Source organism: Streptomyces sp. NBC_00425, from assembly GCF_036030735.1.
In the GTDB taxonomy this organism is placed as follows: domain Bacteria; phylum Actinomycetota; class Actinomycetes; order Streptomycetales; family Streptomycetaceae; genus Streptomyces.
Window position 1 is genome coordinate 6,005,058 of the sequence record NZ_CP107928.1, and the last position, 24,140, is coordinate 6,029,197.

Below are 24,140 nucleotides of genomic sequence, written 5' to 3' on the forward strand. Positions count from 1 at the left end.
GCTACTTCCGGTCCTGCTGGAGGGTGGCCCACAGGCCGTACCCGTGCATGGCCTGCACGTCGCGTTCCATCTCCTCGCGCGAACCGCTGGAGACGACCGCCCGGCCCTTGTGGTGGACGTCGAGCATGAGCTTGGTGGCCTTGTCCTTCGAGTAGCCGAAGTACGCCTGGAAGACGTACGTCACGTAGCTCATGAGGTTGACCGGGTCGTTGTGGACGATCGTGACCCAGGGGACGTCCGGCTCGGGTACGGCGAAGACCTCCTCCGCCGACTCGGTGCGTTCGATCTCAAGGGGAGCGGGTGACGTCACAAGGCCCATGCTGCCACGCCGCACCGAAATCGTCACACCGACGAAAAGGGGGTAGCATCCTCGTCATGAACACAGCGGACCTTGGGCTGCCGGTGCGAGTCCCGTCGACGGCGCTCTTCACGGACCAGTACGAGCTGACGATGCTGCAGGCCGCGTTGAAGGCGGGCACCGCCGAACGCCGCAGCGTGTTCGAGGTCTTCACCCGCCGGCTGCCGGACGGCCGGCGCTACGGCGTCGTCGCCGGCACCGGCCGGGTCCTGGACGCGGTCGAGAACTTCCGCTTCGACGCCGACCTCCTCGGCTTCCTGCGCGAACGCGGCATCGTCGACGAGGCGACCCTCGACTGGCTCGCCGGATACCGCTTCTCGGGTGACATCAGCGGCTACCCCGAGGGCGAGGTCTACTTCCCCGGCTCGCCGATCATGCGCGTCGAGGGCTCCTTCGCCGAGTGCGTCCTCCTCGAGACCGTCATCCTCTCCATCCTCAACCACGACTCCGCGATCGCCGCCGCGGCCTCCCGCATGTCCTCCGCCGCAGGCGAGCGCCCCCTCATCGAGATGGGCGCCCGCCGCACCCACGAACTCGGCGCGGTCGCCGCCTCCCGCGCCGCCTACATCGGCGGCTTCACCACCACCTCCGACCTCGCCGCCGGCTTCCGCTACGGCATCCCCACCGTCGGCACCAGCGCCCACGCCTTCACCCTGCTCCACGACAACGAGCGGGACGCCTTCCAGGCCCAGGTCGACTCCCTCGGCCGGGGCACCACCCTCCTCGTGGACACCTACGACGTCGCCGAAGCCGTCCGCACCGCCGTCGAGGTCGCCGGACCCGAGCTGGGCGCCGTCCGCATCGACTCCGGCGACCTCCTCCTCGTCGCCCACCGGGTGCGCCAGCAGCTCGACGACCTCGGCGCCACCGGCACCCGCATCATCGTCACCTCCGACCTCGACGAGTACGCCATCGCCTCCCTCGCCGCGGCCCCCGTGGACGCCTACGGGGTCGGCACCCAGCTCGTCACCGGCTCCGGACACCCCACGGCCTCGATGGTCTACAAACTCGTCGCCCGCGCCGAGTCCGACGACCCGGCCGCGCCGCTCGTCCCGGTGGCGAAGAAGTCGTCCGGCGGCAAGACCTCCGTCGGCGGACGCAAGTGGGCCGCCCGCCGCCTCGACGCATACGGCGTCGCCGAGGCCGAGGTCGTCGGCACCGGCGACGTCCCCGACGGGCTGGCCGGCCGCGGGCTCCTCGTCGACCTCGTCAGGGACGGCGAGGTCGTCGCCCGCGAGCCCCTCGACGCCGTCCGCGACCGCCATGTCGCCGCCCGCGCCGGCCTGCCCCTGTCCGCCACCCAGCTCTCCCGCGGCGAACCCGTCATCCCCACGGAGTATGTGCACGGCCCGTCGGGTAGCTAGTGCCGTGACCGGAACCAGGGCCTGAGCCCGGCGGTGCGGGAGCGCGCCGGTCCCTCGCCCGCCCCCTCCCGTACCGCCGGCAAAGTCTCTAGGCTCAAGTACTTCACCCTCCTCCGGCTCGGAAGAACCGGTGGACCCCCACCGAAGGACACCGCCCATGCGCCGCGCCTTGATCGTCGTAGACGTGCAGAACGACTTCTGCGAGGGAGGCAGCCTCGCGGTGGCCGGCGGCGCCGACGTGGCCGCCGCCATCACCGAACTCATCGGCCAGGCCCCCGCCGGGTACCGCCACGTCGTGGCCACCCGCGACCACCACATCGCGCCCGGCGGCCACTTCGCCGACAACCCCGACTACGTCCACTCCTGGCCCGCGCACTGCGTCGCCGGCACCGAGGGCGTCGGCTTCCACCCCAACTTCGCCCCGGCCGTCGCCTCCGGCGCCGTCGACGCCGTCTTCTCCAAGGGCGACTACGCCGCCGCCTACAGCGGATTCGAGGGCGCCGACGAGAACGGCGTGGGCCTCGGCGACTGGCTCCGGGACCGGCAGATCGACGAGGTCGACGTGGTCGGCATCGCCACCGACCACTGCGTCCGGGCCACCGCCCTGGACGCCGCCCGCGCGGGCTTTCGCACCCAGGTCCTGCTGTCCCTCACCGCCGGCGTGGCCGAGGACACCACCGACCGCGCCCTGGAGGACATGCGCGCGGCGGGCGTCCACCTGACCGGAAAGCCCGTCGTCTGACGTCCCCCGCGCCGGGACGGACCGTGATGCGCCGGACGGGTCGTGATGCGCCGGGCCGCGACGCCCGGGCCGCGCGCCCCGCACCTGCCGGGCGGGCCGGGCGGGCCGACCGCACCGGGAAGGCTCCCACCGGCGCGATCCCATCTTCTGGACCCGATCCGTCCACCATGTGGGATCACACTCCGGACGCCTGACCGGGAATCGATACGATGAGCCCATGGTTCTGAACGACGTGAGCGACAAGACGCCGGGCACACTGCTCGTGGCGCGGCTGCACGTCGACCTGTGCAGGCTCGCCAGCGCCATCTGTTGACGCAGGCCCTGCCGCCGTGGGCCGTGAGCCGCGGCGTCCGACACGCACGTTTCCGCGCTGCCCACACCTTCCGACAGGAGCCCTCAGCCATGGCCATCGAGGTCCGCATCCCCACCATCCTCCGCCAGTACACCGACGGTCAGAAGGCGGTGGAGGGCAGCGGTGAGACCCTCGCCGACCTGTTCACCGACCTCGAGACCCGGCATGCGGGCATCCACGCCCGCATCGTGGACGACGGCAAGCTGCGCCGCTTCGTCAACGTGTACCTGAACGACGAGGACGTCCGCTTCGTCGACGGCATCGACACCAAGCTGACCGACGGCGACACCGTGACGATCCTGCCGGCCGTCGCCGGCGGCATGGCCTGATCGGCCGCCGGACCCCATGCGTTACGACTCCCCGCTGGCCGCGGTGGGCAACACCCCTCTGGTGCGCCTGCCGCGGCTCTCGCCGTCCGCCGACGTCCGCATCTGGGCGAAGCTCGAGGACCGCAACCCCACCGGCTCCGTCAAGGACCGCCCCGCCCTGCACATGGTCGAACAGGCCGAGAAGGACGGCCGGCTCACCCCCGGCTGCACCATCCTCGAGCCCACCAGCGGCAACACCGGCATCTCCCTTGCCATGGCGGCCAAGCTCAAGGGCTACCGCATCGTCTGCGTGATGCCCGAGAACACCTCGCAGGAACGCCGCGACCTGCTCGCCATGTGGGGCGCCGAGATCATCTCCTCCCCGGCCGCCGGCGGCTCCAACACCGCCGTGCGCGTCGCCAAGGAACTCTCCGCCGAGCATCCCGACTGGGTGATGCTCTACCAGTACGGCAACCCCGACAACGCGGGCGCCCACTACGCCACCACCGGCCCCGAGATCCTCGCCGACCTCCCCTCCATCACCCACTTCGTCGCCGGCCTCGGCACGACGGGCACGCTGATGGGCGTCGGCCGGTTCCTCCGCGAGAACAAGCCGGACGTGAAGATCGTCGCCGCCGAGCCGCGCTACGACGACCTCGTCTACGGCCTGCGCAACCTCGACGAGGGCTTCGTGCCCGAGCTGTACGACGCCTCCGTGCTCACCACCCGCTTCTCCGTCGGCTCGGCCGACGCCGTCACCCGCACCCGGGAACTCCTCCAGCAGGAGGGCATCTTCGCCGGCGTCTCCACCGGCGCCGCCCTGCACGCCGCGATCGGCGTCGGGAACAAGGCGCTGAAGGCGGGGGAGAGCGCCGACATCGCGTTCGTCGTGGCGGACGGCGGCTGGAAGTACCTGTCGACCGGCGTCTACACCGCGGCCACCACGGAGGAGGCGATCGAGACCGTCCAGGGCCAGCTCTGGGCGTAGCGGCCCGGCCCGCCCGTGGGGACCGCGGGCAGCCGCCCGCGGACCGCGGACCACCGGGCGCGGAACGGTCCGCCGGGCACGATGCCACACGGGTCCGGGGTCCCGTGCCCCGGACTTCAGGCGGCCCCGACCCCCGGATCCCGGCCGGTCCCGACCCCCGGATCCCGGCCGGTCCCGACCCCCGGATCCCGGCCGGTCCCGACCCCCGGATCCCGGGCGGCCCCGGGCCCCGGACTTCAGGCGGCCTCGACTCCCAAATCCCGGGCGGCCCCGACTCCCGGATCTCAGGCGGTCACGCCTCCGGATCTCAGGCGGTCAGATGGCGGACCTGGTCCCACAGGAGCGGGTCCACGACGCCCACCCGGCGCCGGAACTCCCGCACCGGGACCTGGCGCAACTCGTCCGTCTCCAGGAAACTCCGCCGCCCCTGCGCGTCTCCGACGGCGCCCGGCGGCAGCGGGATCACCCCGGGCCGCTCGTCGCGGTACTTGCTGGTGATCTTCGCGACGGTCACCCGGTCGCCGTGCACCGCCAGCACCAGACACGGCCGGTCCTTGGCCCGCCCGTCCGCCGCCGCCGTCCGGCCCGATCCGTCCCCGGCGCCGGAGGAGCGCGGTGACCCCCGACGCCCGGCCCCCCACGATTGCGGCCCGTCCTCGAACGGCACGTTCGCCCACCAGATCTCCGCCGGCTGCGGCCGCCCCGTGCGATCGCGTCCCCGCGCCGGCCGTCCCGTCGCCGGACGCTTCGGCCGACCGGGCGGCCGGGTCCCGCTGCCCCGCGGACGCCGCCCGCGACCCCAGCTGTCCACGAGCGTGGCGACCAGCGCCAGCAGTACCACCGCGGCGAGCGCGAGCCACCAGGACGTGTCCATACGACGACGTTACCGGCGGCCCCACCAGCGCGCGACCATCGACGCGCGCCCCCTTCTGTACCCCGCACGCCCCTGGTCCAGCCGAACCGGTGACAGCACAGGTGAGTTCGCCCACAACGGCCCCTGGCGGAGGAGCGACCCGGGGTTTTGCGCCTTACGCTCGACGAACCGCACGATCCCGTCGCCCCATGTGACGATCATTCGTTCACGGTCCCTCCCGGACCCTTCCCGGTTACCCGCCAGCGGAGGTTTCTGCTTTATGAAGCTCACCGTCGTCGGCTGCTCGGGGTCGTTCCCCTCCGCGGAATCGGCCTGCTCGAGCTACCTCGTCGAGGCCGACGGCTTCCGGCTGCTTCTCGACATGGGCAACGGCGCCCTGGGCGAGCTGCAGCGCCACTGCGGTCTCTACGACCTCGACGCGATCTTCCTGAGCCATCTGCACGCCGACCACTGCATCGACATGTGCGCGTACTTCGTCGCGCGCTACTACCGGCACGACGGCGGACGCTGCGACCCCATCCCGGTCTACGGCCCCGAGGGCACCGAACACCGCCTGACCACCGCCTACGCCGACACCCCCTCGGCCTCCTCCATGAGCGAGGTCTTCGACTTCCACACGGTCAAGCCGTCCACCTTCGACATCGGCCCGTTCACCGTGCACACGGAACGGGTCGCCCACCCGGTGGAGGCGTACGGCATCCGCGTCGAACACCGCGGCAGATCGCTGACGTACTCCGGTGACACCGGCGTCAGCCCCGCACTGCTGGAACTCGCCCGCGACACGGACCTGTTCCTCTGCGAGGCCGCCTTCACGCATGGCAAGGAGAACATCCCCGACCTGCATCTCAATGGCCGTGAGGCCGGCGAGACGGCCAGCCGGGCGGGCGCGCGCAAGCTCGTGCTGACCCACATCCCGCCGTGGACCGACCCCCAGGTCAACCTCGCGGACGCCCGCGCGGTGTTCGACGGCACGGTGGAACTGGCCGCGCCCCGGCAGACGTACGAGATCTGATCCCCCGCACAGACGAAGACCCCCGGAGCAGTTCAGGGCTCCGGGGGTCTTCGCGTGTCCGTGGACGGGGTCTCCGCCTACGCCTTCGTGAGGTCCTCGACCTCCTCCTCGGGCTCCCGGCCCGGGGTGGGGAGGTTCCACTTGATGATGGCGAAGCGGAAGACGCCGTAGTAGACGGCCGCGAACACGAGACCGATCGGGATGATCATCCAGGGCTTGGTGGCCAGGTTCCAGTTGAGGAAGTAGTCGATCGCGCCGGCCGAGAAGCTGAAGCCGTGGTGGACGCCGAGGGCCCAGGTGACGGCCATGGAGAGGGCCGTCAGGAGCGCGTGGATGACGTACAGCACCGGCGCGATGAACATGAACGCGAACTCGATCGGCTCGGTGATGCCGGTGACGAACGAGGTCAGCGCGAGCGAGAGCATCATGCCGCCCACGGCCTTGCGGCGCTCGGGACGGGCGGCGTGCGTGATGGCGAGAGCGGCGGCGGGGAGCGCGAACATCATGATCGGGAAGAAGCCGGTCATGAACTGGCCGGCGGTCGGGTCACCGTGGAAGAAACGCGGCAGGTCACCGTGCCAGACGGCGCCGGAGGGGTCCTTGAAGCTGCCGATCTCCTGCCAGGCCACCGTGTTGACGAACTGGTGCATGCCCACCGGGAGAAGCGCACGGTTGACGGCGCCGAAGATGCCCGCGCCGACGGCGCCGAGGCCGGTCATCCACTCGCCGAAGTTCGTGATCACGTCACCGATGGGCTCCCACACCAGGCCGAAGAAGACGCCGACAGCGGTGCCGATGAAGGCCATCAGGATCGGCACAAGGCGGCGGCCGTTGAAGAAGCCCAGCCAGTCCGGGAGCTTGGTGCGGTGGAAGCGCTGCCAGGTGACGGCGGCTATCAGGCCCATCACGATGCCGCCGAGGACCTTGGGGTCGTTGTAGGTGGCGGCGACGTCCGCACCCTTGGTGATCTGGGCATCCGCGATCGGGAACGCGGTCAGCACGTTCTTGTAGACGAGGAAGCCGACCAGCGCGGCGAGGGCGGTCGAACCGTCGGCCTTCTTGGCGAAGCCGATGGCGATGCCGACGCAGAAGAGCAGCGGCAGGTTGGCGAAAACGGCGTCACCGGCGGTCGCGAAGACCTTGGCGACCTTGTCCCAGCCGAGACCGTCCTTGCCGAACACGTCGTCCTGGCCGAGTCGCAGCAGGATGCCCGCCGCCGGCAGCACGGCGATGGGCAGCTGAAGGCTTCGGCCGACCTTCTGCAGGCCTTGGAACAGGCCGGATCCCCGCTTCTTCGCAGGGGCCGCCGTGGGCGCGGTGGCGGTGCTCATAGACGTCCTCCATCGGTGATGGTCTACACCACTCAGTGGTGTAGACCATGTTCTAGCACGATGGTGGCGATATAAGGAACCCGTCAAACGTGCAACCGAAGAACTACGCCCCGTGCCGGATCTTGCACGTTCGTTCCGATGCGCACCGTGTGCACTCCGCGCACGCGAGAGCCCCCGGGAACCGAGTCCCGGGGGCCCTCTGATCAGTGCGCCGACCGCCGTCGCGAACCGCCGTCGCCGACCGCGCGCCGCAGACCTCCGCTCACGCCTTCGTGACGTCCTCCCGCTCCTCCTCCGGCTCCCGCCCCGGCGTCTTCAGATCGAACCTCGTGATCGCGAACCGGAAGATCACGTAGTAGACGGCCGCGAAACACAGACCGATCGGGACGATCGCCCACGGCCGCGTCGCCAGGTTCCAGTTGATGACGTAGTCGATCAACCCCGCCGAGAAACTGAACCCGTCATGCACGCCCAGCCCCCATGTCACCGCCATCGACACACCCGTCAGCACCGCGTGCACCGCGTACAGCAACGGCGCGACGAACAGGAACGAGTACTCGATCGGCTCGGTGATGCCCGTCACGAACGACGTCAACGCCACCGACAGCATCAGGCCCCCGACCTCCTTGCGCCGCCCCGGCCGCGCGCAGTGCGTGATCGCCAGCGCCGCCGCCGGCAACGCGAACATCATGATCGGGAAGAAGCCCGACGTGAACTGCCCCGCGTCCGGGTCACCCGCCAGGAACATGTTGATGTCACCGTGCACCACCGAACCGTCCGGCTTCGTGTAACTCCCGAACTGGAACCAGATGGGCACGTTCAGGAACTGGTGCAGACCGATCACCAGCAACGCCCGGTTCGCGACCCCGAAGATGCCCGCACCCCACGCGTCCAGCCCGTCCAGCCAGTCGCTGAAGTTCTCCAGCGCGTCGCCGATCGGCGGCCACACCCACAGGCACAACGCGGCGAACGCGATCGCGACGAACGCCATGATGATCGGCACCAACCGCCGCCCGTTGAAGAACCCCAGCCAGTCCACCAGCTTCGTCCGGTGGTACCGCTGCCAGAGGAACGCCGTCAGCAGACCCATCACGATCCCGCCGAACACCCCGGGATTCTGATACGCGAACGCCCCCACCGTGTTGTCGGTCGCCTGGCACCCGATGTTCGGAATCACCTTAGAACCGGGCGCGCAGTCCTCCGGGAACTGCCGCAACACGTTGTAGTAGACGAGGAATCCCGCCACCGCCGCCAGCGCCGTCGAACCGTCCGACTTCTTCGCCATACCGATCGCCACACCGATGCAGAACAACAGCGGAAGCCCCAGCGAACCGTCGAGCAGCGCCGCGCCCGCACCCGCCATCACCTTCGCCACGTTCGTCCAGCCCAGCCCGTCGTCCCCGAACACATCAGGCTGACCGAGCCGGTTGAGGATGCCCGCGGCCGGCAGCACCGCGATCGGCAACTGCAGACTCCGGCCCATCTTCTGCAGACCCTGGAACGCACTCTGCCAGCGCCTTCGCGCGGGACTGACCTCGGACCGGGCGCTCTCGGCACTCATCGTTTGGCGACCGCCTGTCAGGTGGTGTAGACCAGCTACGGACGATTGGGTTGCGGCGACGTCATCACTGACGTCATCCTTCGCCACACCCGACGCAATCGCTCGCGAAGCTGGGCCAACGGTGGGTTACTGCCACCAGCGGTCCGACACGCAATCACGGCCGGCACCAGGGAATTCAGGGAGACCGAACATGGCCACCAAGGCTGAGAAGATCGTCGCCGGACTCGGCGGGCTCGACAACATCGAAGAGATCGAAGGCTGCATCACCCGCCTGCGCACCGAGGTCAGCGACGCCTCACTCGTCGACGAAGCCGCCCTGAAGGCCGCCGGCGCCCACGGCGTCGTCAAGATGGGCACCGCCATCCAGGTCGTCATCGGCACCGACGCCGACCCCATCGCAGCCGAGATCGAAGACATGATGTGAGCCGACACGCCCACCCGTGAGACCTCGACTCCGAGCACTCACCCGTGAGGGGCTCCTCCCGACACCACGGGAGGAGCCCCTTCGCGCGTACGGCTAGGCTCAGCGCCATGTCTCGCATCGACGGCCGCACCCCCGAACAGCTCCGCCCCGTCACCATCGAACGCGGCTGGAGCAAGCACGCCGAAGGCTCCGTACTCGTCTCCTTCGGCGACACCAAGGTCTTCTGCACCGCCACCGTCACCGAAGGCGTCCCCCGCTGGCGCAAAGGCAGCGGCGAAGGCTGGGTCACCGCCGAATACTCCATGCTGCCCCGCGCCACCAACACCCGCGGCGACCGCGAATCCGTCCGCGGCAAGATCGGCGGCCGCACCCACGAGATCTCCCGCCTCATCGGCCGCTCCCTGCGCGCCGTCATCGACTACAAGGCCCTCGGCGAGAACACCATCGTCCTCGACTGCGACGTCCTCCAGGCCGACGGCGGCACCCGCACCGCCGCCATCACCGGCGCGTACGTCGCCCTGGCCGACGCCGTCTCCTGGGCCCAGGGCAAGAAGCTGATCAAGGCCGGCCGCCAGCCCCTCACCGGCACCGTGTCCGCCGTCTCCGTCGGCATCGTCGGCGGCGTCCCGCTCCTCGACCTCCGCTACGAGGAGGACGTCCGCGCCGAGACCGACATGAACGTCGTCTGCACCGGCGACGGCCGCTTCGTCGAGGTCCAAGGCACCGCCGAGGCCGAGCCGTTCGCCCGCGACGAACTCAACTCCCTCCTCGACCTCGCCGTTTCCGGCTGCGCGGAACTGACCGCGCTCCAGCGCACGGCACTCGCCGCCGTCCTCGAAAAGTAAAGAGCACACCAAGAACGGCGGCGGGCGCGGGCAACCGGTCCGCCCGCCGTCGCGTCTAGGCCAGTACACCGACGGGGGCCTCCTGGGCCTGACAAGAGGAGGAACACAGTTATGTCCACGGCCGCGAGCCGACGCCCACTCCGGCGTCGCCGAACCGTCATCGCCGCCACCACGGCGGCCGTCGCCCTCACCCTGGGACTGACGGCCACCGGCTGCGACGCGGTCAACAAGGCCCTCGACTGCGTCCAGACCGCGGACTCGATCGCCGACAGCGTCACCGACCTCCAGCAGGCCGTGGAGAACGCCGCGAACGACCCGACCCAGACGCAGGAGTCGCTGACCTCCATCGAGAACAACCTCGACAAGATAGGCGACAAGACGGACAACGCCGACGTCAACAAGGCGGTCGACGACCTTCAGAAAGCCGTCGCGAACGTCCGCACCGCCGTCAAGAACGGCGACAACACCCCCGACGTCAGCCCCGTCACGGACGCAGCGGGCGAACTGACGAAGGTCTGCACGCCCTAGCGCCGGGCCGGCCTGGCCGGCCGCGGCGGCCGGGATACTGGTGGACATGACCCGCCTGATCCTCGCCACCCGCAACGCCGGAAAGATCACCGAACTCAGGTCGATCCTCGCCGACGCAGGACTGCCCCACGACCTCGTCGGCGCGGACGCCTACCCCGACATCCCCGACGTCAGGGAAACCGGCGTCACCTTCGCCGAGAACGCGCTCCTCAAGGCCCACGCCCTCGCCCGGGCCACCGGCCACCCGGCCGTCGCCGACGACTCGGGCCTCTGCGTGGACGTCCTGAACGGCGCCCCCGGCATCTTCTCGGCCCGCTGGTCCGGCACGCACGGCGACGACAAGGCCAACCTCGACCTCCTCCTGGCCCAGCTGTCCGACATCGCGGACGAACACCGCGGCGCCCACTTCGCCTGCGCGGCGGCCCTGGCCCTCCCGGACGGCACGGAACGCGTCGTCGAGGGCCGGCTGACGGGCGTCCTGCGCTTCGCGCCCACGGGCACGAACGGCTTCGGCTACGACCCGATCCTCCAGCCCGACGGCGAGACGCGCACGTGCGCGGAACTGACGGCGGAGGAGAAGAACGCGATCAGCCACCGAGGCAAGGCGTTCCGAGGGCTGGTACCGGCGGTACGGGAGCTGCTGGGCTGAGGTGGGCCACAGAAACGGCCTGCGAATCATTCCTTTCGATTCGCAGGCCGTTAGTGTGCGGCGGAAGGGATTCGAACCCTCAAGCCCCCATCGGGGCCACAGATCCTAAGTCTGCTGTGTCGCCATTGCACCACCGCCGCTAGCCGTCTGTCATCGTACCGGGAGTTGCTTCCCGGCTTCTGCCTCCCCTGCACCAGGTGCTGGTGATGGCGTGGCAGTTGGGGCACAGCAACCGCAGATTCTCCCGTCGATCGTCACTCCAGTCGCCGTCGATGTGGTCGACCTCCAGAGGCAACGGTTCCCCGCACCCCCTCGATCCCGCACAGGACGCATCGCTCCTCCATGCCCAACTCGCTCATCGCCCGCTTCAGCCGACTGCTCGGGTACCGCCTGGCGAGCCGCTCCTTGGTGTACGCGCTCGCGCCCATTCGAATCCCCTCCGTCTTCCGGCCACCCGTTCGTGGTCTCGTACGGAGTGACGAACCGTTTATCGGACAGTCACGCGTGAAACGTGGAGCGGCCCGCGTCGGGGTGTCCGATGCGGGCCGCCTGTCTGCGGAGTGGGGACTTCAGATGCCCAGGTCCTTGATGATCTTGGCGACGTGGCCCGTGGCGCGGACGTTGTAGAGGGCGTGTTCGACCTTGCCCTCCTCGTCCACGACGATCGTGGAGCGGATGACACCCATGTACGTCTTGCCGTAGTTCTTCTTCTCGCCGAACGCGCCGTACGCGTCGAGGGCGGTCTTCTCGGGGTCGGCCAGGAGGGTGACCTTCAGGGACTCCTTGTCGCGGAACTTGCCCAGCTTCTCGGGGCTGTCCGGGGAGATGCCGAGGACGTCGTAGCCCGCGGCGGTCAGGAGGTCGAGGTTGTCGGTGAAGTCGCAGGCCTGCTTCGTGCAGCCGGGGGTCAGGGCGGCCGGGTAGAAGTAGACGATGACCTTGCGGCCCTTGTGGTCCGACAGGGACACCTGGTTGCCGTCGGCGTCGGAGAGGGTGAATGCGGGGGCCACGTCCCCGGGCTGGAGTCGCTCGCTCATCGGTCCAGCGTAACCGGGGGTCCTGGCGGTGCGGGCGAGGGTGGAGCTGACAGACTGTCCGGAACAGGACCCAGGTGACTTCGGAGGCTGACCGTGGCGGAGACGTCGGACACCAGGACCCCGGCGCAGATCGAGGCGGACATCAGGGCCCGTCGCGAGGTGCTGGCGGAGACGCTGGACGAGATCGGGGTGCGGGTGCACCCGAAGACCATTGTCGGGGACGTCAAGGCCAAGGTCGTCGCCAACGTCGATCACACCCTCGGCCGGGCGTATGTGCAGGTGAACCGGGTGGTGAGTGACGTGAAGGCGCAGTTCGTGGACGAAGAGGGCGCGCCGCGGCTGGAGCGGGTGGTGCCGGTGGCGCTCGTGGTTGTGGGGGTCGTGGGGCTGCTGGCCTTCGGTCCGCGTCGCCGCAGGGGCTGATCCGCTCGGGGGCGTCACCACCCCCGCTCGCTCACGGGGGCGTCGCGGGCAGGTAGGTTCAGTGGTGTGAGCGCCAAGAGAGACGACCTCGATCCGCAGCACGACAAGCTGCCCATCCGGATGCTGCACGACCGTGTGCTCGTGCGGCAGGAGGCCGGTGAGGGCGAGCGGCGTTCGGGTGGCGGGATTCTGATTCCCGCCACTGCGGCCGTCGGGCGTCGGCTGGCGTGGGCGCAGGTGGTCGCGGTGGGGCAGAACGTGCGGACGGTGGAGCCGGGCGACCGTGTGCTGTACGACCCGGAGGACCGTGCGGAGGTGGAGGTGCGGGGCGTGGCGTATGTGCTGATGCGGGAGCGCGACCTGCACGCCGTGGCCGCGGACCGGTTCGAGGGGTCGCAGGACTCCACGGGGCTGTATCTCTGATTGTGGGGCCACAAAGGGCTGGTGACTGTCGTCACCAGCCCTTTGTGCTGTGTCTTCACGCGGGCCCCGTCGGTCACTGACCGGCCGCCGCGGTGCGGTCACCGGGTCGGCGGGGCGAGGGTCATTCCCGGCGGGTGGGCGTGAGCTGGGGGCCGACGGTGGTGCCGGCCGAGTTGCCGGCGTCGCCGCCCCCGCCGCCGTCGGTGGCGCCGGCCGACGTGCCGCCGCCGTCGGTGGTGCCGGAGCTGGTGCCGCTGGTCGTCCCGTTGGTCGCCGATCCGCCGTTCGCGGTGCCGGTCGACGTTCCGCCGCCCCCGGTGCCGCCCCCGGTGGTGCCGGTGGTGGCGTCTCCGGTGGTGTTGCCGTTGGTCGTGGTGCCGCCGCCGGTCTGCCCCTGGGACTGGCCCTGGCTCTGTCCCTGCGTCTGTCCCTTGGTGCCGTCGCTCGGCGTGCTGCCGCCGGTCTGGTCGTCGGAGGGCTCGTCCGGGTCGTCGGCCGGGTCGGAGGGGGTGGCGGAGTCGCCGCCGCCTTCCTGGAGGGTGAGGTCGAAGTCCTTGGCGGGGCTGCCCTTGAGGGCGTCCTCGGTGAACTGGGCCCAGATCTGGGTGGGGGCGTCGCCGCCGTTGATGCGGGGCAGGCCGAGGGCGCCCTTGAGGGACTTGTGGTGTGCGGTGACCGGGTCCTGGCCCATGACGGCGACGACGGTGGCGAGGTCGGGGGTGTAGCCGGCGAACCAGGCGGCCTGGTCGTCTTCGGCGGTGCCGGTCTTGCCGGCGGCGGGGCGGCCGGCGGCCTGGGCCTTCCTGGCGGTGCCGTTCTGGACGACGCTGCGCAGGACGGAGGTGGTGGTGTCGGCGGCTTCGCGGCTGACGACCTGGGAGGCCTTGTACGCGGGCAGTTCCACGACGTCGGAGCCGTCCTTGGTGACCTTGCTGATCATCGTGTACATGCCGTGCTTGCCGTGGTTGGCGAGGGTGGCGTAGGCCTGCGCCATGTCCAGGACGCTGGCGGTGGCGGTGCCGAGCGCGATGGAGGGGTAGGGCTGCAGGTCGGGGGTGTCGGTGGGCAGCCCGAGGGCGATCGCGGTCTGCTTGACCTTGGCGGGGCCGACGTCGACGGCCATCTGTGCGTACACCGAGTTGACGGACTTGTCGGTGGCGGTGCGCACGTTGATGTCGCCGTAGTTGACGTAGTCCTCGTTCTCGGGCGCGTAGGAGGGGCCGCTCCAGCCCTGGACGGGGCGTTTGTTGGTGCCGTCGTAGATCGTGTTGGGCGTGATCCTGCGGTTGTCCTGGGTGGTGGAGTCGTTCTGGACGGCGGAGGTGAAGACGAACGGCTTGAAGGTGGAGCCGACCTGGAAGTCCTGGCGGGTGGCGTTGTTGGTGTACTGCTTGACGTAGTCGACGCCGCCGTACAGGGCGAGGATCTTGCCGGTCTTGGGCTCGACGGCGGCTCCGCCGGCGCGGACGTAGGTGTCGACCTTGCGGTTCTTCTTGTCGAGCTTCTTCATCAGCTGGTCGTTGACGGCGTCGACGAAGGCGTTCTGCTTCTTCTTGTCGAGGGTGGTGGTGATGCGGTAGCCGCCGGCGTCGAGTTCCGCCTGGGTGACCATCTTGTTGTCGCGCAGGTAGTCCTTGATGGCGTTGACGAGGTAGCCGCGCTGTCCGGACATCCCGTTGTCGGCGCCGGAGGTCTCCTTGGGGCTCGGGAACTTCATTCCGGTGCGCTGGGAAGCGGTGAGCCAGCCCTTGGTGACCATGCCGTCGAGGACGTAGTTCCAGCGGGCCTCGGCGGCCCTGCGGTTCTCGGGGTGGGCGATGACGTCGTACTCGCTGGGCGCGTTGACGAGGGCGGCGAGGTAGGCGCCCTGGGCGGGGCTGAGCTTGAGGGCGTCGACGCCGTAGTAGGCCTTGGCGGCGGCCTGGATGCCGTAGGCGTTGCGGCCGAAGTAGCTGGTGTTGAGGTAGCCCTCGAGGATGTCGTCCTTGGACTTCTCGCGGTCGAGCTTGATCGCGATGAAGAACTCCTTCACCTTGCGCGTGGCGGTCTGCTCCTGCGCGAGGTAGTAGTTCTTCACGTACTGCTGGGTGATCGTGGAGCCGGACTGCTTGCCCTTGCCGGTGGCGGTGTTCCAGCCGGCCCGCAGCATCGCCTTGGGGTCGATGGCGGACTCGGTGTAGAAGTCGCGGTCCTCGGCGGCGAGCACGGCGTGCTGGGCGTCCTTGGAGATCTGCGCGAGGTCGACGTTCTCGCGGTTGACCTTGCCGTCGCGGGCGATCTCGGTGCCGTCGGCGTAGAGGTAGACGTTGGACTGCTTGGTGGCGAGGGCGTTGGCCGGCGGGATCTCGACCATGGAGTAGCCGAGGAAGAACAGGCCGACGAGGAGCAGCAGGCCGAGGACGATGGTGCTGAGCACCATCCGCCAGGTGGGCAGCAGGCGGCGCCAGCCGGTGCGCTTGGGTCGCTTCACCTTCTTGCTGTTCCCTCCGTCACCCGCCTCGGGCTCTCCGGGGGCGGTGCCCTCGGTCGGCTGCTGCGGCTGCGGCTCGTCGCTCATGTGTTGCCGGACTCCTGTTTCGCGTCGTACGTGCCCGTACGCCTCGTACGCCTCGGTATTTCTCTGCGCCCCCTGTTGAAGACTCTCGCACCGGGCGTTCCGTTCCCGACAATCCACGCGTGTTGTGCCGGAAAACGCGTGGCATGCGGCGGGGGCGGCGCACTAGGCTCCTGCGTTTCGGTGTCGCAGGGGGCACCCAGGTGACTGTTGGGCGAGGAGGAGGGTTGCCTTGGGAACGGCGCGGTTGTACGCGGCCGTCGCGGCGGGGGGCTTCCGAAGGTACGCGACGTATCGGGTGGCGACGGCGGCGGGGGTGTTCACGAACACCGTTTTCGGCCTGATCCTCGTCTACACATATCTGGCGTTGTGGGACGAGCGGCCGCACCTGGGGGGTTACGACCAGGCGCAGGCGGTGACGTACGTGTGGCTGGGGCAGGCGTTGTTCGCGACGCTGGCGATCCAGGGCGGCGGTTTCGAGACGGATCTGATCGAGCGCATTCGCACGGGTGAGGTGGCGGTCGACCTGTACCGGCCGGCCGATCTTCAGGCGTGGTGGCTGGCGACGGATCTGGGGCGGGCGTTGTTCCAGTTGCTGGGGCGGGGGGTGATCCCGTTCGTGTTCGGGGCGTTGTTCTTCCCGACGGCGTTGCCGGGGGAGGCGGGGGTGTGGGCGGCGTTCCTGGTGGCGGTGGTGCTGGCGATGGTGGTGAGTTACGCGATCCGGTTCCTGGTGGCGTTGAGCGGGTTCTGGCTGCTGGACGGCACGGGGGCGTTGCAGGTGTTGATGGTCACGGGGGTGTTCTGTTCGGGGATGGCGTTGCCGTTGAACGCGTTTCCGCAGCCGTTGGGGGACATCGTGATGCTGCTGCCGTGGTCGGCGTTGTTGCAGACCCCGGCGGACGTGCTGATGGGGCGCGTCGACGTGTGGTCGGCGTTCGCGTTCCAGGCGGGGTGGGCTGTGGTGCTGCTGGCGGTGGGCCGGCTGGTGCAGGGGGCGGCGACGCGGCGGGTGGTGGTGCAGGGTGGGTGAGGGCGGCCGGCTGGCGGAGGGGTTGCGGGCGTACCGGTTGATCGCCGGGATGTGGATCCGGTCGACGTTGACGTACCGGATGTCGTTCGCGATGACGGTGGTGGGCGGTCTGCTGGTGACGGGGTTGGACTTTGTCGCGATCTTGTTGATGTTCTCGCAGGTGGACGTGTTGGGCGGGTACACGTTGCCGGAGATCGCGTTGCTGTACGGGTTGTCGGCGATGTCGTTCGGGGTGGCGGATCTGGCGATCGGGTCGGCGGGGCGGCTGGGTACGCGGGTGCGTGACGGGACGCTGGACATGTTGCTGGTGCGGCCGGCGCCGGTGCTGGCGCAGGTGGCGGCGGACCGGTTCGCGTTGCGGAGGGTTTCGCGGATCACTCAGGGCGGCTTGGTGCTGGGGTGGGCGCTGGTGTCGCTGGACGTGGCGTGGACGCCGGTGAAGGTGCTGCTGGTGCCGGTGATGGTGGTGTGCGGCGGGCTGATCTTCTCGGCGGTGTTCGTGGCGGGTGCGGCGTTCCAGTTCGTGGCGCAGGACGCGGCGGAGGTGCAGGCGGCGTTCACGTTCGGCGGGCAGACGTTGTTGCAGTACCCGCCGACGGTGTTCGGCAGGGAGTTGCTGCGTTCGGTGACGTTCGTGCTGCCGTTGGCGTTCGTCAACTGGGTGCCGGCGGCCTATGTGCTGGGGCGGCCGTATCCGTTGGGGTTGCCGGGGTGGGCGGCGTTCGCCTCGCCGGTGGCGGCGCTGTTGTGCTGCGTGGCGGCGGGGCTGGCGTGGCGGGTGGGTCTCAGGTCGTATCGGAGTACGGGGAGTTGAGTGTGTCCGAGGACGCTTTCATCGAGGTGGACCGGGTCGAGAAGGTCTTCGACGTGCGCAGGCGGACGGGGTTCCTCAGGCGGGAGCTGCGGCAGGTGCGGGCGGTCGACGAGCTGTCGTTCTCGGTGGCGCGGGGGGAGATGGTCGGCTACATCGGGCCGAACGGTGCAGGGAAGTCGACGACGATCAAGATGCTGACGGGGATCCTGACGCCGAGCGGTGGCCGGCTGCGGGTGGCGGGGATCGATCCGTCGCGGGAGCGGACGCGGCTGGCGCACCGGATCGGGGTGGTGTTCGGGCAGCGGACGACGCTGTGGTGGGATCTGCCGCTGATCGATTCGTACCGGCTGATGCACCGCATGTACCGCATCCCGGACGGGCGTTACCGGGAAAATCTCGACCGGCTGGTGGAACTGCTGGATCTGGCGGACCTGTTGGAGGTGCCGGTGCGGCAGTTGTCGCTGGGGCAGCGGATGCGCGGTGACATCGCGGCGGCGTTGCTGCACGATCCCGAGGTGCTGTATCTCGACGAGCCGACGATCGGTCTGGACGTGGTGTCCAAGGCGCGGGTGCGGGGGTTCCTGCGCGAGCTGAACGCCGAGCGGGGTACGACGGTGCTGCTCACCACCCATGATCTGCAGGACATCGAGCAGTTGTGTTCGCGGGTGATGGTCATCGACCACGGCCGTCTGGTGTACGACGGCGCGCTCGCGGGGTTGCACGAGGTGGGGGAGAGCGAGCGGACGCTGGTGGTGGATCTGGAGCGGGAGTCGCCGCCGATCGAGGTGGGGGACGCGGCGCGGGTGGTGCGGGTGGAGGGTCCGCGTCAGTGGCTGGCGTTCCCGGCGTCGGGGTCGGCGGCGGCGCTGGTCGCGCGGATCGCGGCGGAGTATCCGCTGGTGGACCTGTCGGTGCGGGAGCCGGACATCGAGGCGGTGATCGCCAGGATGTTGTACGGGGCGGGGGGCGGCGGGTCCTCGGAGGAGCGGGAGACCGTAGTGCCGGGGGCCGGGAACTCGTAGGCTGCGGGCATGACCGACGACGCAGTCCCGGACCGTTCGGACCTCCGTGCCTCCGACGCCGATCGTGAGCGGGTCGCCGAGGTGTTGCGCGACGCGGTCGCCGAGGGCCGTCTGGACATGGCGGAGTTCGAGGAGCGGCTGGAGCAGACCTACGCGGCGCGCACGTACCGGGAGTTGGCGCCGATCACGCGTGATCTGCCGGCGCGGGGGGTGGCGGCGCCGCCTGTGGTGTCGTTGCAGAAGGAGCCGTCCCGGGACGGGGGTTGGGCCGGGCGGATCGTGGGCGGCGAGGGGTCGTCGACGTGGGCGGTGGCGGTGATGTCGGGCTTCCAGCGCAAGGGCCGCTGGACGGTGCCGCGGCGGTTCACGTGCGTCGCCTTCTGGGGCGGCGGGGAGATCGACCTGCGTGAGGCGGACTTCTCGGCCGGGGAGGTCGAGATCAACTGTTTCGCGGTCATGGGCGGGGTGCAGATCACGGTGCCGCCGGGGGTGGAGGTCGTCGTGCGCGGGATCGGTGTGATGGGCGGCTTCGACCAGCGGGAGAGCGGCGTGGTGGGCGAGCCGGGGGCGCCGCGGGTGGTGGTGAGCGGGTTCGCGTTCTGGGGCGGGGTCGGTGTGGAGCGCAAGATGACGCGGGCCGCGCGGCGCCAGGAGAGGCTGGACCGCAAGGCGGCGAGGCGCGAGCTGCACGCCTCCTTCCGGGACGACGTGCAGGAGGCGCACCGGCGGATGCTGGAGGGCCACAAGGACCTGCTGCGGGGGCACGGCCTCGGGCTCGGTCCCGAGGAGGGGCGCGGGCGGCGGGAGGAGCGGCGGGAACGCCGCCGCGAGGAGTAGGCGGGGCGACGCGCCGTCGCCGCGGGCCGCCGTCGCGGTGGGTCGCGGTCGCAGCGCGTCGCGGTCGCGGCCCGTGGTCGTCGCGGCCTGTGGTCGTCGTGACCGGCGGACGCCGCTTTCGGCGCCGCCGTCGTCAGAGCCGTGCGGGGGCGGCCGGGCCGGCGAGTTCGCTCAGGTCGACGGTCCGCGCCATCGTCCGGTAGCCGCGGTCGCTGGGGTGCAGATGGTCCCCGGAGTCGTACTCGGAGCGCAGGCTGCGCGGGTCGTAGGGGTCGCGCAGCGCCTTGTCGAAGTCGACGACCTCGTCGAACAGGCCGCCCGTGCGGATCGCCGCGTTGACCTGCTGCCGGACGCGCTCGCGGGCGTCGGTGTAGCCGCGGTGGCCGCGGAACGGCGTGAGGGTGGCGCCGACGACCCGGACGCCGCGGGCGTGGGCACGGTCGACGAGGGTGCGCAGGCCGGCCACGATCGCCTGTGGGCCGGACGGGTTCGGGTCGCGCAGGATGTCGTTGATGCCGAGGTCGACGACGACGGCCTTCACGTTGGGCCGGTCGAGGACGTCCCGGTCGAAGCGGTGGATGCCGCCGGCGCCGCGCAGCGGGTCGTCGACGAGGACCCGGTTGCCGCTGATGCCCTGGTTGACGACGCCGTAGCGGGGCGTGTCCCCGTCGACGGATCCGCCGGCGGCGAGCGCCGTGCGCAGTCGGCCGGCGAGGACGTCGGGCCAGCGGCGGTTCTCGCCGGCGGTGGAGGTGACTCCGTCGGTGATGGAGTCGCCGAAGGCGACGAGGGTGCCGTCGGCCTCGTTGCTGAGCACGTCCAGCGCGGTCAGGTAGCGCCAGTACACGCTGGTCGCGGTGAAGGAGGCGCCGGTGACGTCCTCGGTGGACTCGCCGTCGGCGACGTAGCTCGTCTGCCGGGCGCGCGGGTGGTAGGTCACCGGGCCGGCGGAGGTCGGGGAGTAGGTGCTGACGAGGATGTCGGCGTCGTGCGGGACGACGACGGCGACGGCGTCGCTGACGGCCTGCCCGCCGGCCGGGACGACGACGGTGGCGGCTCCGCCGAAGGTGAGCCGGCGCAGGGTGGCGGGGTCCGCGGCCGCGCTGTCGTCGGCTGCGGCGACGGCGAGCGTGGCGTGGGTGACGGTCAGCGGCAGGCTGCCGTAGAGGTTGGAGAGCGTGATCCGGGCGCTGGTGCCGCCGACACCGGTGTGGACGACGTTGCGGACGGTGCGGCCGGCCATGCCGTGGGCCTCGGTGCCCGGTTCCCCGCCGGCCGGTGCGGCGGCCCAGGACCCGACCCACACGCCGGTCGAGACGGGAGCCGCGTTGCCCGGGGCGGGGCCGGCGGCGACCGTGTCCCCGGCGGAGCGGCGCCCGGAGCCGGCGCCCGCGCCGTCCCCGGAGGCGACGCCGAGGTATATGACGGCGGACACGCCCACGACGAGGGCGACGATCGCCGCCAGCAGGGCATAACCATGATGCTTGGCGGTCATGCGGGTGTGGTTCTCCTCGTGAGGGGAGCGGTGCTGCTCCGGATGATGCGTGCGTGCGCCGATGGGGCACGCGTTCATGCAGGAGTTCACCGTTGAGCTCCCCCGTCTGACAGACGACGGGAACTCTTGTTCCGTTCCAGGAGTCGGTCAGGCAGGGACCATTATCAGCGTGCGGGACGCCGGCGGTGCACGGCCGAACGGAACGGGTGGAGCGGATGGATCGTACGGAGGAACCGGCGGGCGCCGGGACGGCCCGTGCCGGGGCGGCGCGCGCGATGACCGTGTTCAGCGCCGCCGACGAGGAGAAGCGGCGCGGGGTGCGCCGGATGAAGCTCACCGCGGCGGGGCTGCTGCTGTTCGTGGCCGTGGTGTACGTCCTCGCCGAGTGGGCCGCGCACCGGGGGGCGGGCGCGTGGGCGTCCTATGTGGCGGCGGCCGCGGAGGCGGGCATGGTCGGTGCGCTCGCCGACTGGTTCGCGGTGACGGCGCTGTTCCGTCACCCGCTCGGCCTGCCCATCCCGCACACGGCGATCATCCCGAACAAGAAGGACCAGCTGGGTGTCTCGCTGGGTGAGTTCGTCGGGGAGAACTTCCTCTCCGAGGACGTGGTGCGGCAGCGGCTGCGGTCGGTGGGCATCGGCACCCGGCTGGGCGCCTGGCTGGCCGAGCCGGAGCACGCCGACCGGGTGACGGCGGAGCTGGCGACGGCCCTGCGCGGCGCGCTGACGGTGCTGCGCGACGCGGACGTCCAGGCGGTGGTCGGCGAGGCGATCACCCGGCGCGCCGACGCGCAGGAGATCGCGCCGGGCATCGGGAAGCTGCTGGAGCGGATCGTCGGGGACGGCGGTCACCGGCGGGCCGTGGATCTGGTGGTGTCCAGGGCGCACGACTGGCTGGAGCTGCACGCCGACTCGGTGATGGACGCGGTGCAGGGCGGTGCGCCCGGCTGGACGCCCCGGTTCGTCGACAAGCGGATCGGTGAACGCGTCTACAAGGAGCTGCTGCGGTTCTGCGCGGAGATGCGGGACATGCCCTCCCACCCGGCTCGGGGCGCCCTCGACCGCTTCCTCCGGGACTTCGCCGTCGATCTGCAGTCCGACACGGACACGCGCGCGCGGGTGGAGCGACTCAAGGGCGAGGTGCTGGGCCGGGGCGAGGTGCAGGACCTGATCGCGTCGGTGTGGACGGCCGTCCGCTCCATGATCGTGGCGGCCGCGGAGGACGAGCGCAGCGAGCTGCGGCTGCGGGTGCGGGCCTCGCTGCTGTCGCTGGGGGCGCGGATGGCCACCGAGCCCAAGGTGCAGGAGAAGGTCGACAGCTGGGTGGAGGGCGCGGCGGTGCATGTCGTGACGACGTACCGCAAGGAGATCACCTCGCTGATCACCGACACCGTGGCGGGCTGGGACGCGGAGCACACGACGCGCAAGATCGAGGCCAACATCGGCCGTGACCTGCAGTTCATCCGGATCAACGGCACGGTGGTGGGTTCGCTGGCCGGGTTGCTGATCTACACCGTGGCGCGCTCGCTGGGGGCGTGAAGACGCCGGCGGCGGGCACCCGATCCGCGTTCCGCTCGAGGAGGAGCGGGCCGAGGAGGGAGCCCATGACCAGCGCCGAAGCCGCAGTGCCGGCCGAGAGAGACCGCACGATCACCACCGACATCCCCGCCCGTCTGGACCGGCTGCCCTGGTCGCACTGGCACTGGACCATCGTCTTCGGACTCGGCACGGTGTGGATCCTGGACGGCCTGGAGGTCACGGTCGTCGGGAACATCGCCGCCCGGCTGTCCGAACCGGGCAGCGGCCTGCCCATCACATCCGGTCAGGTCACCGGTATCGCGGCGGCGCTGTACGTGGCCGGCGCCTGCGCCGGCGCCCTGTTCTGGGGCCGGCTGACCGACAAGTGGGGCCGCAAGAAGCTGTTCATGATCACCCTCGCGGTGTATCTGGCGGCCACCGCCCTGACCGCGATCTCCTTCGACACCTGGTGGTTCCTGCTGTTCCGGTTCCTCACCGGCTTCGGCATCGGCGGCGAGTACGCGGCGATCAACTCGGCGATCGACGAGCTGATCCCGGCGCAGTACCGGGGGCGCGTCGACCTGATCATCAACGGCAGCTTCTGGCTGGGCGCGGTCGCCGGTTCGCTGCTGTCGATCGTCGCGCTGAACACGGACGTCTTCGCGGCGAACGTGGGCTGGCGGCTGACGTTCGCGCTGGGCGCCGTCCTCGCCCTGGTGATCCTGCTCGTCCGGCGGCACGTCCCGGAGAGTCCGCGCTGGCTGCTGATCCACGGCCGGGACCGGGAGGCCGAGGAGATCGTCGCCTCGATCGAGAAACAGATCGAGTCGGACAAGGGGGAGCGACTGCCGCGGGCCGAGGGTGAGCTCACCATCCACCAGCGCCGCAGCGTGTCCTTCGTCGAGATCGCCCGCACGGTGTTCTCCGACTACCGGCGCCGCTCGATCCTCGGCTTCTCCCTCTTCATCGGACAGGCCTTCCTCTACAACGCGATCACCTTCGGCTTCGGCGCGATCCTCACCAAGTTCTTCGACGTGCCGAGCGGCGACACCGGCTACTACTTCGCGGTCATCGCGATCGGCAACTTCTGCGGCCCGCTGATGCTGGGCAAGCTGTTCGACACGGTCGGCCGACGGGTGATGATCTCCTCGACGTATCTGCTGTCCGGTGTGCTGCTGTTCGGCACGGCCTGGCTGTTCGACCAGGGCTCGCTCGACGCGACGACGATGACGGCCTGCTGGTGCGCGGTGCTGTTCTTCGCGTCGGCGGGCGCGTCGAGCGCTTATCTGACGGTGTCCGAGGTCTTCCCGATGGAGACCCGCGCGATGTCCATCGCCTTCTTCTACGCCCTCGGCACCGCCGCCGGCGGCATCAGCGGCCCCCTGCTGTTCGCCAAGCTCACCGACACGGGCAAGGTCGGCGACACGGTCCTCGCCTTCTCCATCGGCGCGACGCTGATGTGCCTGGCGGGCCTGGTCGCGGCGTTCCTCGCGGTCAACGCCGAGCGACGGTCCCTGGAGGACATCGCCAAGCCCTTGACGGCGGCGGCGACGAAGGCCCGCGAGGCGACGAAGCGGGGCGACGGCGACCGCAAGGCGACCGCCTGACGAGGTCGTAGGCGACAGGGGGCGGCCCGTCGGACGGTTCCC

Annotated in this window: 25 protein-coding genes, 1 tRNA gene and 1 pseudogene; 18 read left to right on the forward strand and 9 right to left on the reverse strand. The window is 70.4% G+C overall.

Annotated features, from left to right (window positions below; translation table 11 throughout):
- Nucleotide 1: 1 nt before the first annotated feature.
- Nucleotides 2–319, reverse strand: coding sequence for an ATP-dependent Clp protease adapter ClpS (gene clpS / locus OHS82_RS26195; protein WP_057574446.1), 318 nt, complete (start codon nucleotides 317–319; stop codon nucleotides 2–4).
- A 56-nt stretch (nucleotides 320–375) separates the two neighbouring features.
- Here clpS and OHS82_RS26200 point away from each other — a divergent pair, with 56 nt between their 5' ends.
- From OHS82_RS26200 to OHS82_RS26220, 5 genes are all read left to right on the forward strand, one after another.
- The gene (locus OHS82_RS26200; RefSeq protein ID WP_079040888.1) at nucleotides 376–1,722 is read left to right on the forward strand and encodes a nicotinate phosphoribosyltransferase; all 1,347 of its coding nucleotides are present in this window, start codon (nucleotides 376–378) and stop codon (nucleotides 1,720–1,722) included.
- A gap of 157 nt (nucleotides 1,723–1,879) precedes the next feature.
- Complete coding sequence (locus OHS82_RS26205; protein ID WP_057574448.1) at nucleotides 1,880–2,464, forward strand: isochorismatase family protein; 585 nt, start codon at nucleotides 1,880–1,882, stop codon at nucleotides 2,462–2,464.
- Between the two features lie 217 nt (nucleotides 2,465–2,681).
- Nucleotides 2,682–2,777 carry a putative leader peptide gene (locus tag OHS82_RS26210; protein ID WP_319168103.1) on the forward strand — a complete coding sequence of 32 codons (96 nt, stop codon included), beginning with the start codon at nucleotides 2,682–2,684 and terminating at the stop codon, nucleotides 2,775–2,777.
- An 89-nt stretch (nucleotides 2,778–2,866) separates the two neighbouring features.
- Complete coding sequence (locus tag OHS82_RS26215) at nucleotides 2,867–3,145, forward strand: MoaD/ThiS family protein (protein ID WP_057574449.1); 279 nt, start codon at nucleotides 2,867–2,869, stop codon at nucleotides 3,143–3,145.
- A gap of 16 nt (nucleotides 3,146–3,161) precedes the next feature.
- Nucleotides 3,162–4,112 carry a PLP-dependent cysteine synthase family protein gene (locus OHS82_RS26220; RefSeq protein ID WP_057574450.1) on the forward strand — a complete coding sequence of 317 codons (951 nt, stop codon included), beginning with the start codon at nucleotides 3,162–3,164 and terminating at the stop codon, nucleotides 4,110–4,112.
- 307 nt (nucleotides 4,113–4,419) lie between these two features.
- Here the strand turns inward: OHS82_RS26220 and OHS82_RS26225 are convergent, their stop codons facing one another.
- Nucleotides 4,420–4,986, reverse strand: a complete 567-nt coding sequence (locus OHS82_RS26225) for a type II toxin-antitoxin system PemK/MazF family toxin (protein WP_328434648.1) — start codon at nucleotides 4,984–4,986, stop codon at nucleotides 4,420–4,422.
- 259 nt (nucleotides 4,987–5,245) lie between these two features.
- On the opposite strand from OHS82_RS26225, the gene OHS82_RS26230 reads away from it, so the two are divergent.
- Nucleotides 5,246–5,998 (forward strand): MBL fold metallo-hydrolase, encoded by a 753-nt coding sequence (locus OHS82_RS26230; RefSeq protein ID WP_057574452.1) that lies wholly within the window; start codon nucleotides 5,246–5,248, stop codon nucleotides 5,996–5,998.
- A 77-nt stretch (nucleotides 5,999–6,075) separates the two neighbouring features.
- Here the strand turns inward: OHS82_RS26230 and OHS82_RS26235 are convergent, their stop codons facing one another.
- Together OHS82_RS26235 and OHS82_RS26240 are read right to left on the reverse strand one after the other, a co-directional pair.
- Entirely contained in the window at nucleotides 6,076–7,329 is a 1,254-nt protein-coding gene (locus OHS82_RS26235; protein WP_328434649.1) for a PTS transporter subunit EIIC, read from the reverse strand.
- Nucleotides 7,330–7,591: 262 nt separating this feature from the next.
- Entirely contained in the window at nucleotides 7,592–8,890 is a 1,299-nt protein-coding gene (locus OHS82_RS26240) for a PTS transporter subunit EIIC (protein WP_057574454.1), read from the reverse strand.
- 190 nt (nucleotides 8,891–9,080) lie between these two features.
- On the opposite strand from OHS82_RS26240, the gene OHS82_RS26245 reads away from it, so the two are divergent.
- The 4 genes from OHS82_RS26245 (at nucleotide 9,081) to rdgB (ending at nucleotide 11,336) form a co-directional block, all read left to right on the forward strand.
- Nucleotides 9,081–9,314, forward strand: coding sequence for a glucose PTS transporter subunit EIIB (locus OHS82_RS26245; RefSeq protein WP_057574455.1), 234 nt, complete (start codon nucleotides 9,081–9,083; stop codon nucleotides 9,312–9,314).
- Between the two features lie 107 nt (nucleotides 9,315–9,421).
- Complete coding sequence (gene rph / locus OHS82_RS26250) at nucleotides 9,422–10,159, forward strand: ribonuclease PH (RefSeq protein ID WP_057574456.1); 738 nt, start codon at nucleotides 9,422–9,424, stop codon at nucleotides 10,157–10,159.
- A gap of 111 nt (nucleotides 10,160–10,270) precedes the next feature.
- Nucleotides 10,271–10,687 (forward strand): hypothetical protein, encoded by a 417-nt coding sequence (locus tag OHS82_RS26255; RefSeq protein WP_057574457.1) that lies wholly within the window; start codon nucleotides 10,271–10,273, stop codon nucleotides 10,685–10,687.
- A 46-nt stretch (nucleotides 10,688–10,733) separates the two neighbouring features.
- Nucleotides 10,734–11,336 carry an RdgB/HAM1 family non-canonical purine NTP pyrophosphatase gene (gene rdgB, locus OHS82_RS26260; RefSeq protein WP_057574830.1) on the forward strand — a complete coding sequence of 201 codons (603 nt, stop codon included), beginning with the start codon at nucleotides 10,734–10,736 and terminating at the stop codon, nucleotides 11,334–11,336.
- A gap of 56 nt (nucleotides 11,337–11,392) precedes the next feature.
- On the opposite strand, the gene OHS82_RS26265 is transcribed toward rdgB, so the two are convergent.
- The 3 genes and pseudogenes from OHS82_RS26265 to bcp form a co-directional block, all read right to left on the reverse strand.
- Nucleotides 11,393–11,476, reverse strand: a tRNA-Leu gene (locus tag OHS82_RS26265).
- Nucleotides 11,476–11,731 (reverse strand): annotated as a pseudogene (locus OHS82_RS26270) (HNH endonuclease signature motif containing protein); the annotation flags it as partial. The gene OHS82_RS26265 and the pseudogene OHS82_RS26270, both read right to left, overlap by 1 nt.
- A 174-nt stretch (nucleotides 11,732–11,905) precedes the next feature.
- Nucleotides 11,906–12,373 carry a thioredoxin-dependent thiol peroxidase gene (gene bcp / locus OHS82_RS26275; RefSeq protein WP_057574458.1) on the reverse strand — a complete coding sequence of 156 codons (468 nt, stop codon included), beginning with the start codon at nucleotides 12,371–12,373 and terminating at the stop codon, nucleotides 11,906–11,908.
- 93 nt (nucleotides 12,374–12,466) lie between these two features.
- Between bcp and OHS82_RS26280 the strand changes: the two genes are divergently transcribed.
- Entirely contained in the window at nucleotides 12,467–12,796 is a 330-nt protein-coding gene (locus OHS82_RS26280; protein ID WP_057574459.1) for a DUF3618 domain-containing protein, read from the forward strand.
- A gap of 66 nt (nucleotides 12,797–12,862) precedes the next feature.
- Nucleotides 12,863–13,219 (forward strand): GroES family chaperonin, encoded by a 357-nt coding sequence (locus OHS82_RS26285; protein ID WP_057574460.1) that lies wholly within the window; start codon nucleotides 12,863–12,865, stop codon nucleotides 13,217–13,219.
- 121 nt (nucleotides 13,220–13,340) lie between these two features.
- On the opposite strand, the gene OHS82_RS26290 is transcribed toward OHS82_RS26285, so the two are convergent.
- Nucleotides 13,341–15,776 (reverse strand): transglycosylase domain-containing protein, encoded by a 2,436-nt coding sequence (locus OHS82_RS26290; protein WP_328434650.1) that lies wholly within the window; start codon nucleotides 15,774–15,776, stop codon nucleotides 13,341–13,343.
- A gap of 229 nt (nucleotides 15,777–16,005) precedes the next feature.
- Here OHS82_RS26290 and OHS82_RS26295 point away from each other — a divergent pair, with 229 nt between their 5' ends.
- Genes OHS82_RS26295 through OHS82_RS26310 form a run of 4 tightly spaced genes read left to right on the forward strand, consistent with a single transcriptional unit; the run spans nucleotide 16,006 to nucleotide 19,479 of the window.
- The gene (locus OHS82_RS26295; RefSeq protein ID WP_057574462.1) at nucleotides 16,006–16,806 is read left to right on the forward strand and encodes an ABC transporter permease; all 801 of its coding nucleotides are present in this window, start codon (nucleotides 16,006–16,008) and stop codon (nucleotides 16,804–16,806) included.
- A 49-nt stretch (nucleotides 16,807–16,855) separates the two neighbouring features.
- Entirely contained in the window at nucleotides 16,856–17,620 is a 765-nt protein-coding gene (locus tag OHS82_RS26300; RefSeq protein ID WP_057574831.1) for an ABC transporter permease, read from the forward strand.
- Nucleotides 17,617–18,642, forward strand: a complete 1,026-nt coding sequence (locus OHS82_RS26305) for an ABC transporter ATP-binding protein (protein WP_328434651.1) — start codon at nucleotides 17,617–17,619, stop codon at nucleotides 18,640–18,642. Before OHS82_RS26300 ends, OHS82_RS26305 begins: the two co-directional genes overlap by 4 nt.
- A gap of 9 nt (nucleotides 18,643–18,651) precedes the next feature.
- Nucleotides 18,652–19,479, forward strand: coding sequence for a DUF1707 SHOCT-like domain-containing protein (locus OHS82_RS26310; protein WP_328434652.1), 828 nt, complete (start codon nucleotides 18,652–18,654; stop codon nucleotides 19,477–19,479).
- Nucleotides 19,480–19,612: 133 nt separating this feature from the next.
- Here OHS82_RS26310 and OHS82_RS26315 read toward each other — a convergent pair whose 3' ends face one another.
- A complete protein-coding gene (locus tag OHS82_RS26315) occupies nucleotides 19,613–20,974 on the reverse strand; it encodes an SGNH/GDSL hydrolase family protein (RefSeq protein WP_328434653.1) in 1,362 nt (453 codons plus the stop codon).
- 185 nt (nucleotides 20,975–21,159) lie between these two features.
- On the opposite strand from OHS82_RS26315, the gene OHS82_RS26320 reads away from it, so the two are divergent.
- Complete coding sequence (locus tag OHS82_RS26320; RefSeq protein WP_079040890.1) at nucleotides 21,160–22,512, forward strand: DUF445 domain-containing protein; 1,353 nt, start codon at nucleotides 21,160–21,162, stop codon at nucleotides 22,510–22,512.
- A gap of 65 nt (nucleotides 22,513–22,577) precedes the next feature.
- A complete protein-coding gene (locus tag OHS82_RS26325; protein ID WP_057574465.1) occupies nucleotides 22,578–24,098 on the forward strand; it encodes an MFS transporter in 1,521 nt (506 codons plus the stop codon).
- Nucleotides 24,099–24,140 lie beyond the last annotated feature (42 nt).

What these genes read in the sequence shown, in the direction of transcription:
- OHS82_RS26205 (WP_057574448.1), top strand. Translation starts at nt 1,880, where the DNA reads ATGCGCCGCGCCTTGATCGTCGTAGACGTGCAGAACGACTTCTGCGAG.
- OHS82_RS26215 (WP_057574449.1), top strand. Translation starts at nt 2,867, where the DNA reads ATGGCCATCGAGGTCCGCATCCCCACCATCCTCCGCCAGTACACCGAC.
- OHS82_RS26290 (WP_328434650.1), bottom strand. Translation starts at nt 15,776, where the DNA reads ATGAGCGACGAGCCGCAGCCGCAGCAGCCGACCGAGGGCACCGCCCCC.
- bcp (WP_057574458.1), bottom strand. Translation starts at nt 12,373, where the DNA reads ATGAGCGAGCGACTCCAGCCCGGGGACGTGGCCCCCGCATTCACCCTC.
- OHS82_RS26300 (WP_057574831.1), top strand. Translation starts at nt 16,856, where the DNA reads ATGTGGATCCGGTCGACGTTGACGTACCGGATGTCGTTCGCGATGACG.
- OHS82_RS26315 (WP_328434653.1), bottom strand. Translation starts at nt 20,974, where the DNA reads ATGACCGCCAAGCATCATGGTTATGCCCTGCTGGCGGCGATCGTCGCC.
- OHS82_RS26310 (WP_328434652.1), top strand. Translation starts at nt 18,652, where the DNA reads ATGACCGACGACGCAGTCCCGGACCGTTCGGACCTCCGTGCCTCCGAC.
- OHS82_RS26200 (WP_079040888.1), top strand. Translation starts at nt 376, where the DNA reads ATGAACACAGCGGACCTTGGGCTGCCGGTGCGAGTCCCGTCGACGGCG.
- OHS82_RS26230 (WP_057574452.1), top strand. Translation starts at nt 5,246, where the DNA reads ATGAAGCTCACCGTCGTCGGCTGCTCGGGGTCGTTCCCCTCCGCGGAA.
- OHS82_RS26325 (WP_057574465.1), top strand. Translation starts at nt 22,578, where the DNA reads ATGACCAGCGCCGAAGCCGCAGTGCCGGCCGAGAGAGACCGCACGATC.
- OHS82_RS26235 (WP_328434649.1), bottom strand. Translation starts at nt 7,329, where the DNA reads ATGAGCACCGCCACCGCGCCCACGGCGGCCCCTGCGAAGAAGCGGGGA.
- OHS82_RS26255 (WP_057574457.1), top strand. Translation starts at nt 10,271, where the DNA reads ATGTCCACGGCCGCGAGCCGACGCCCACTCCGGCGTCGCCGAACCGTC.
- OHS82_RS26240 (WP_057574454.1), bottom strand. Translation starts at nt 8,890, where the DNA reads ATGAGTGCCGAGAGCGCCCGGTCCGAGGTCAGTCCCGCGCGAAGGCGC.
- OHS82_RS26210 (WP_319168103.1), top strand. Translation starts at nt 2,682, where the DNA reads ATGGTTCTGAACGACGTGAGCGACAAGACGCCGGGCACACTGCTCGTG.
- rdgB (WP_057574830.1), top strand. Translation starts at nt 10,734, where the DNA reads ATGACCCGCCTGATCCTCGCCACCCGCAACGCCGGAAAGATCACCGAA.
- clpS (WP_057574446.1), bottom strand. Translation starts at nt 319, where the DNA reads ATGGGCCTTGTGACGTCACCCGCTCCCCTTGAGATCGAACGCACCGAG.
- OHS82_RS26220 (WP_057574450.1), top strand. Translation starts at nt 3,162, where the DNA reads ATGCGTTACGACTCCCCGCTGGCCGCGGTGGGCAACACCCCTCTGGTG.
- OHS82_RS26225 (WP_328434648.1), bottom strand. Translation starts at nt 4,986, where the DNA reads ATGGACACGTCCTGGTGGCTCGCGCTCGCCGCGGTGGTACTGCTGGCG.
- OHS82_RS26245 (WP_057574455.1), top strand. Translation starts at nt 9,081, where the DNA reads ATGGCCACCAAGGCTGAGAAGATCGTCGCCGGACTCGGCGGGCTCGAC.
- rph (WP_057574456.1), top strand. Translation starts at nt 9,422, where the DNA reads ATGTCTCGCATCGACGGCCGCACCCCCGAACAGCTCCGCCCCGTCACC.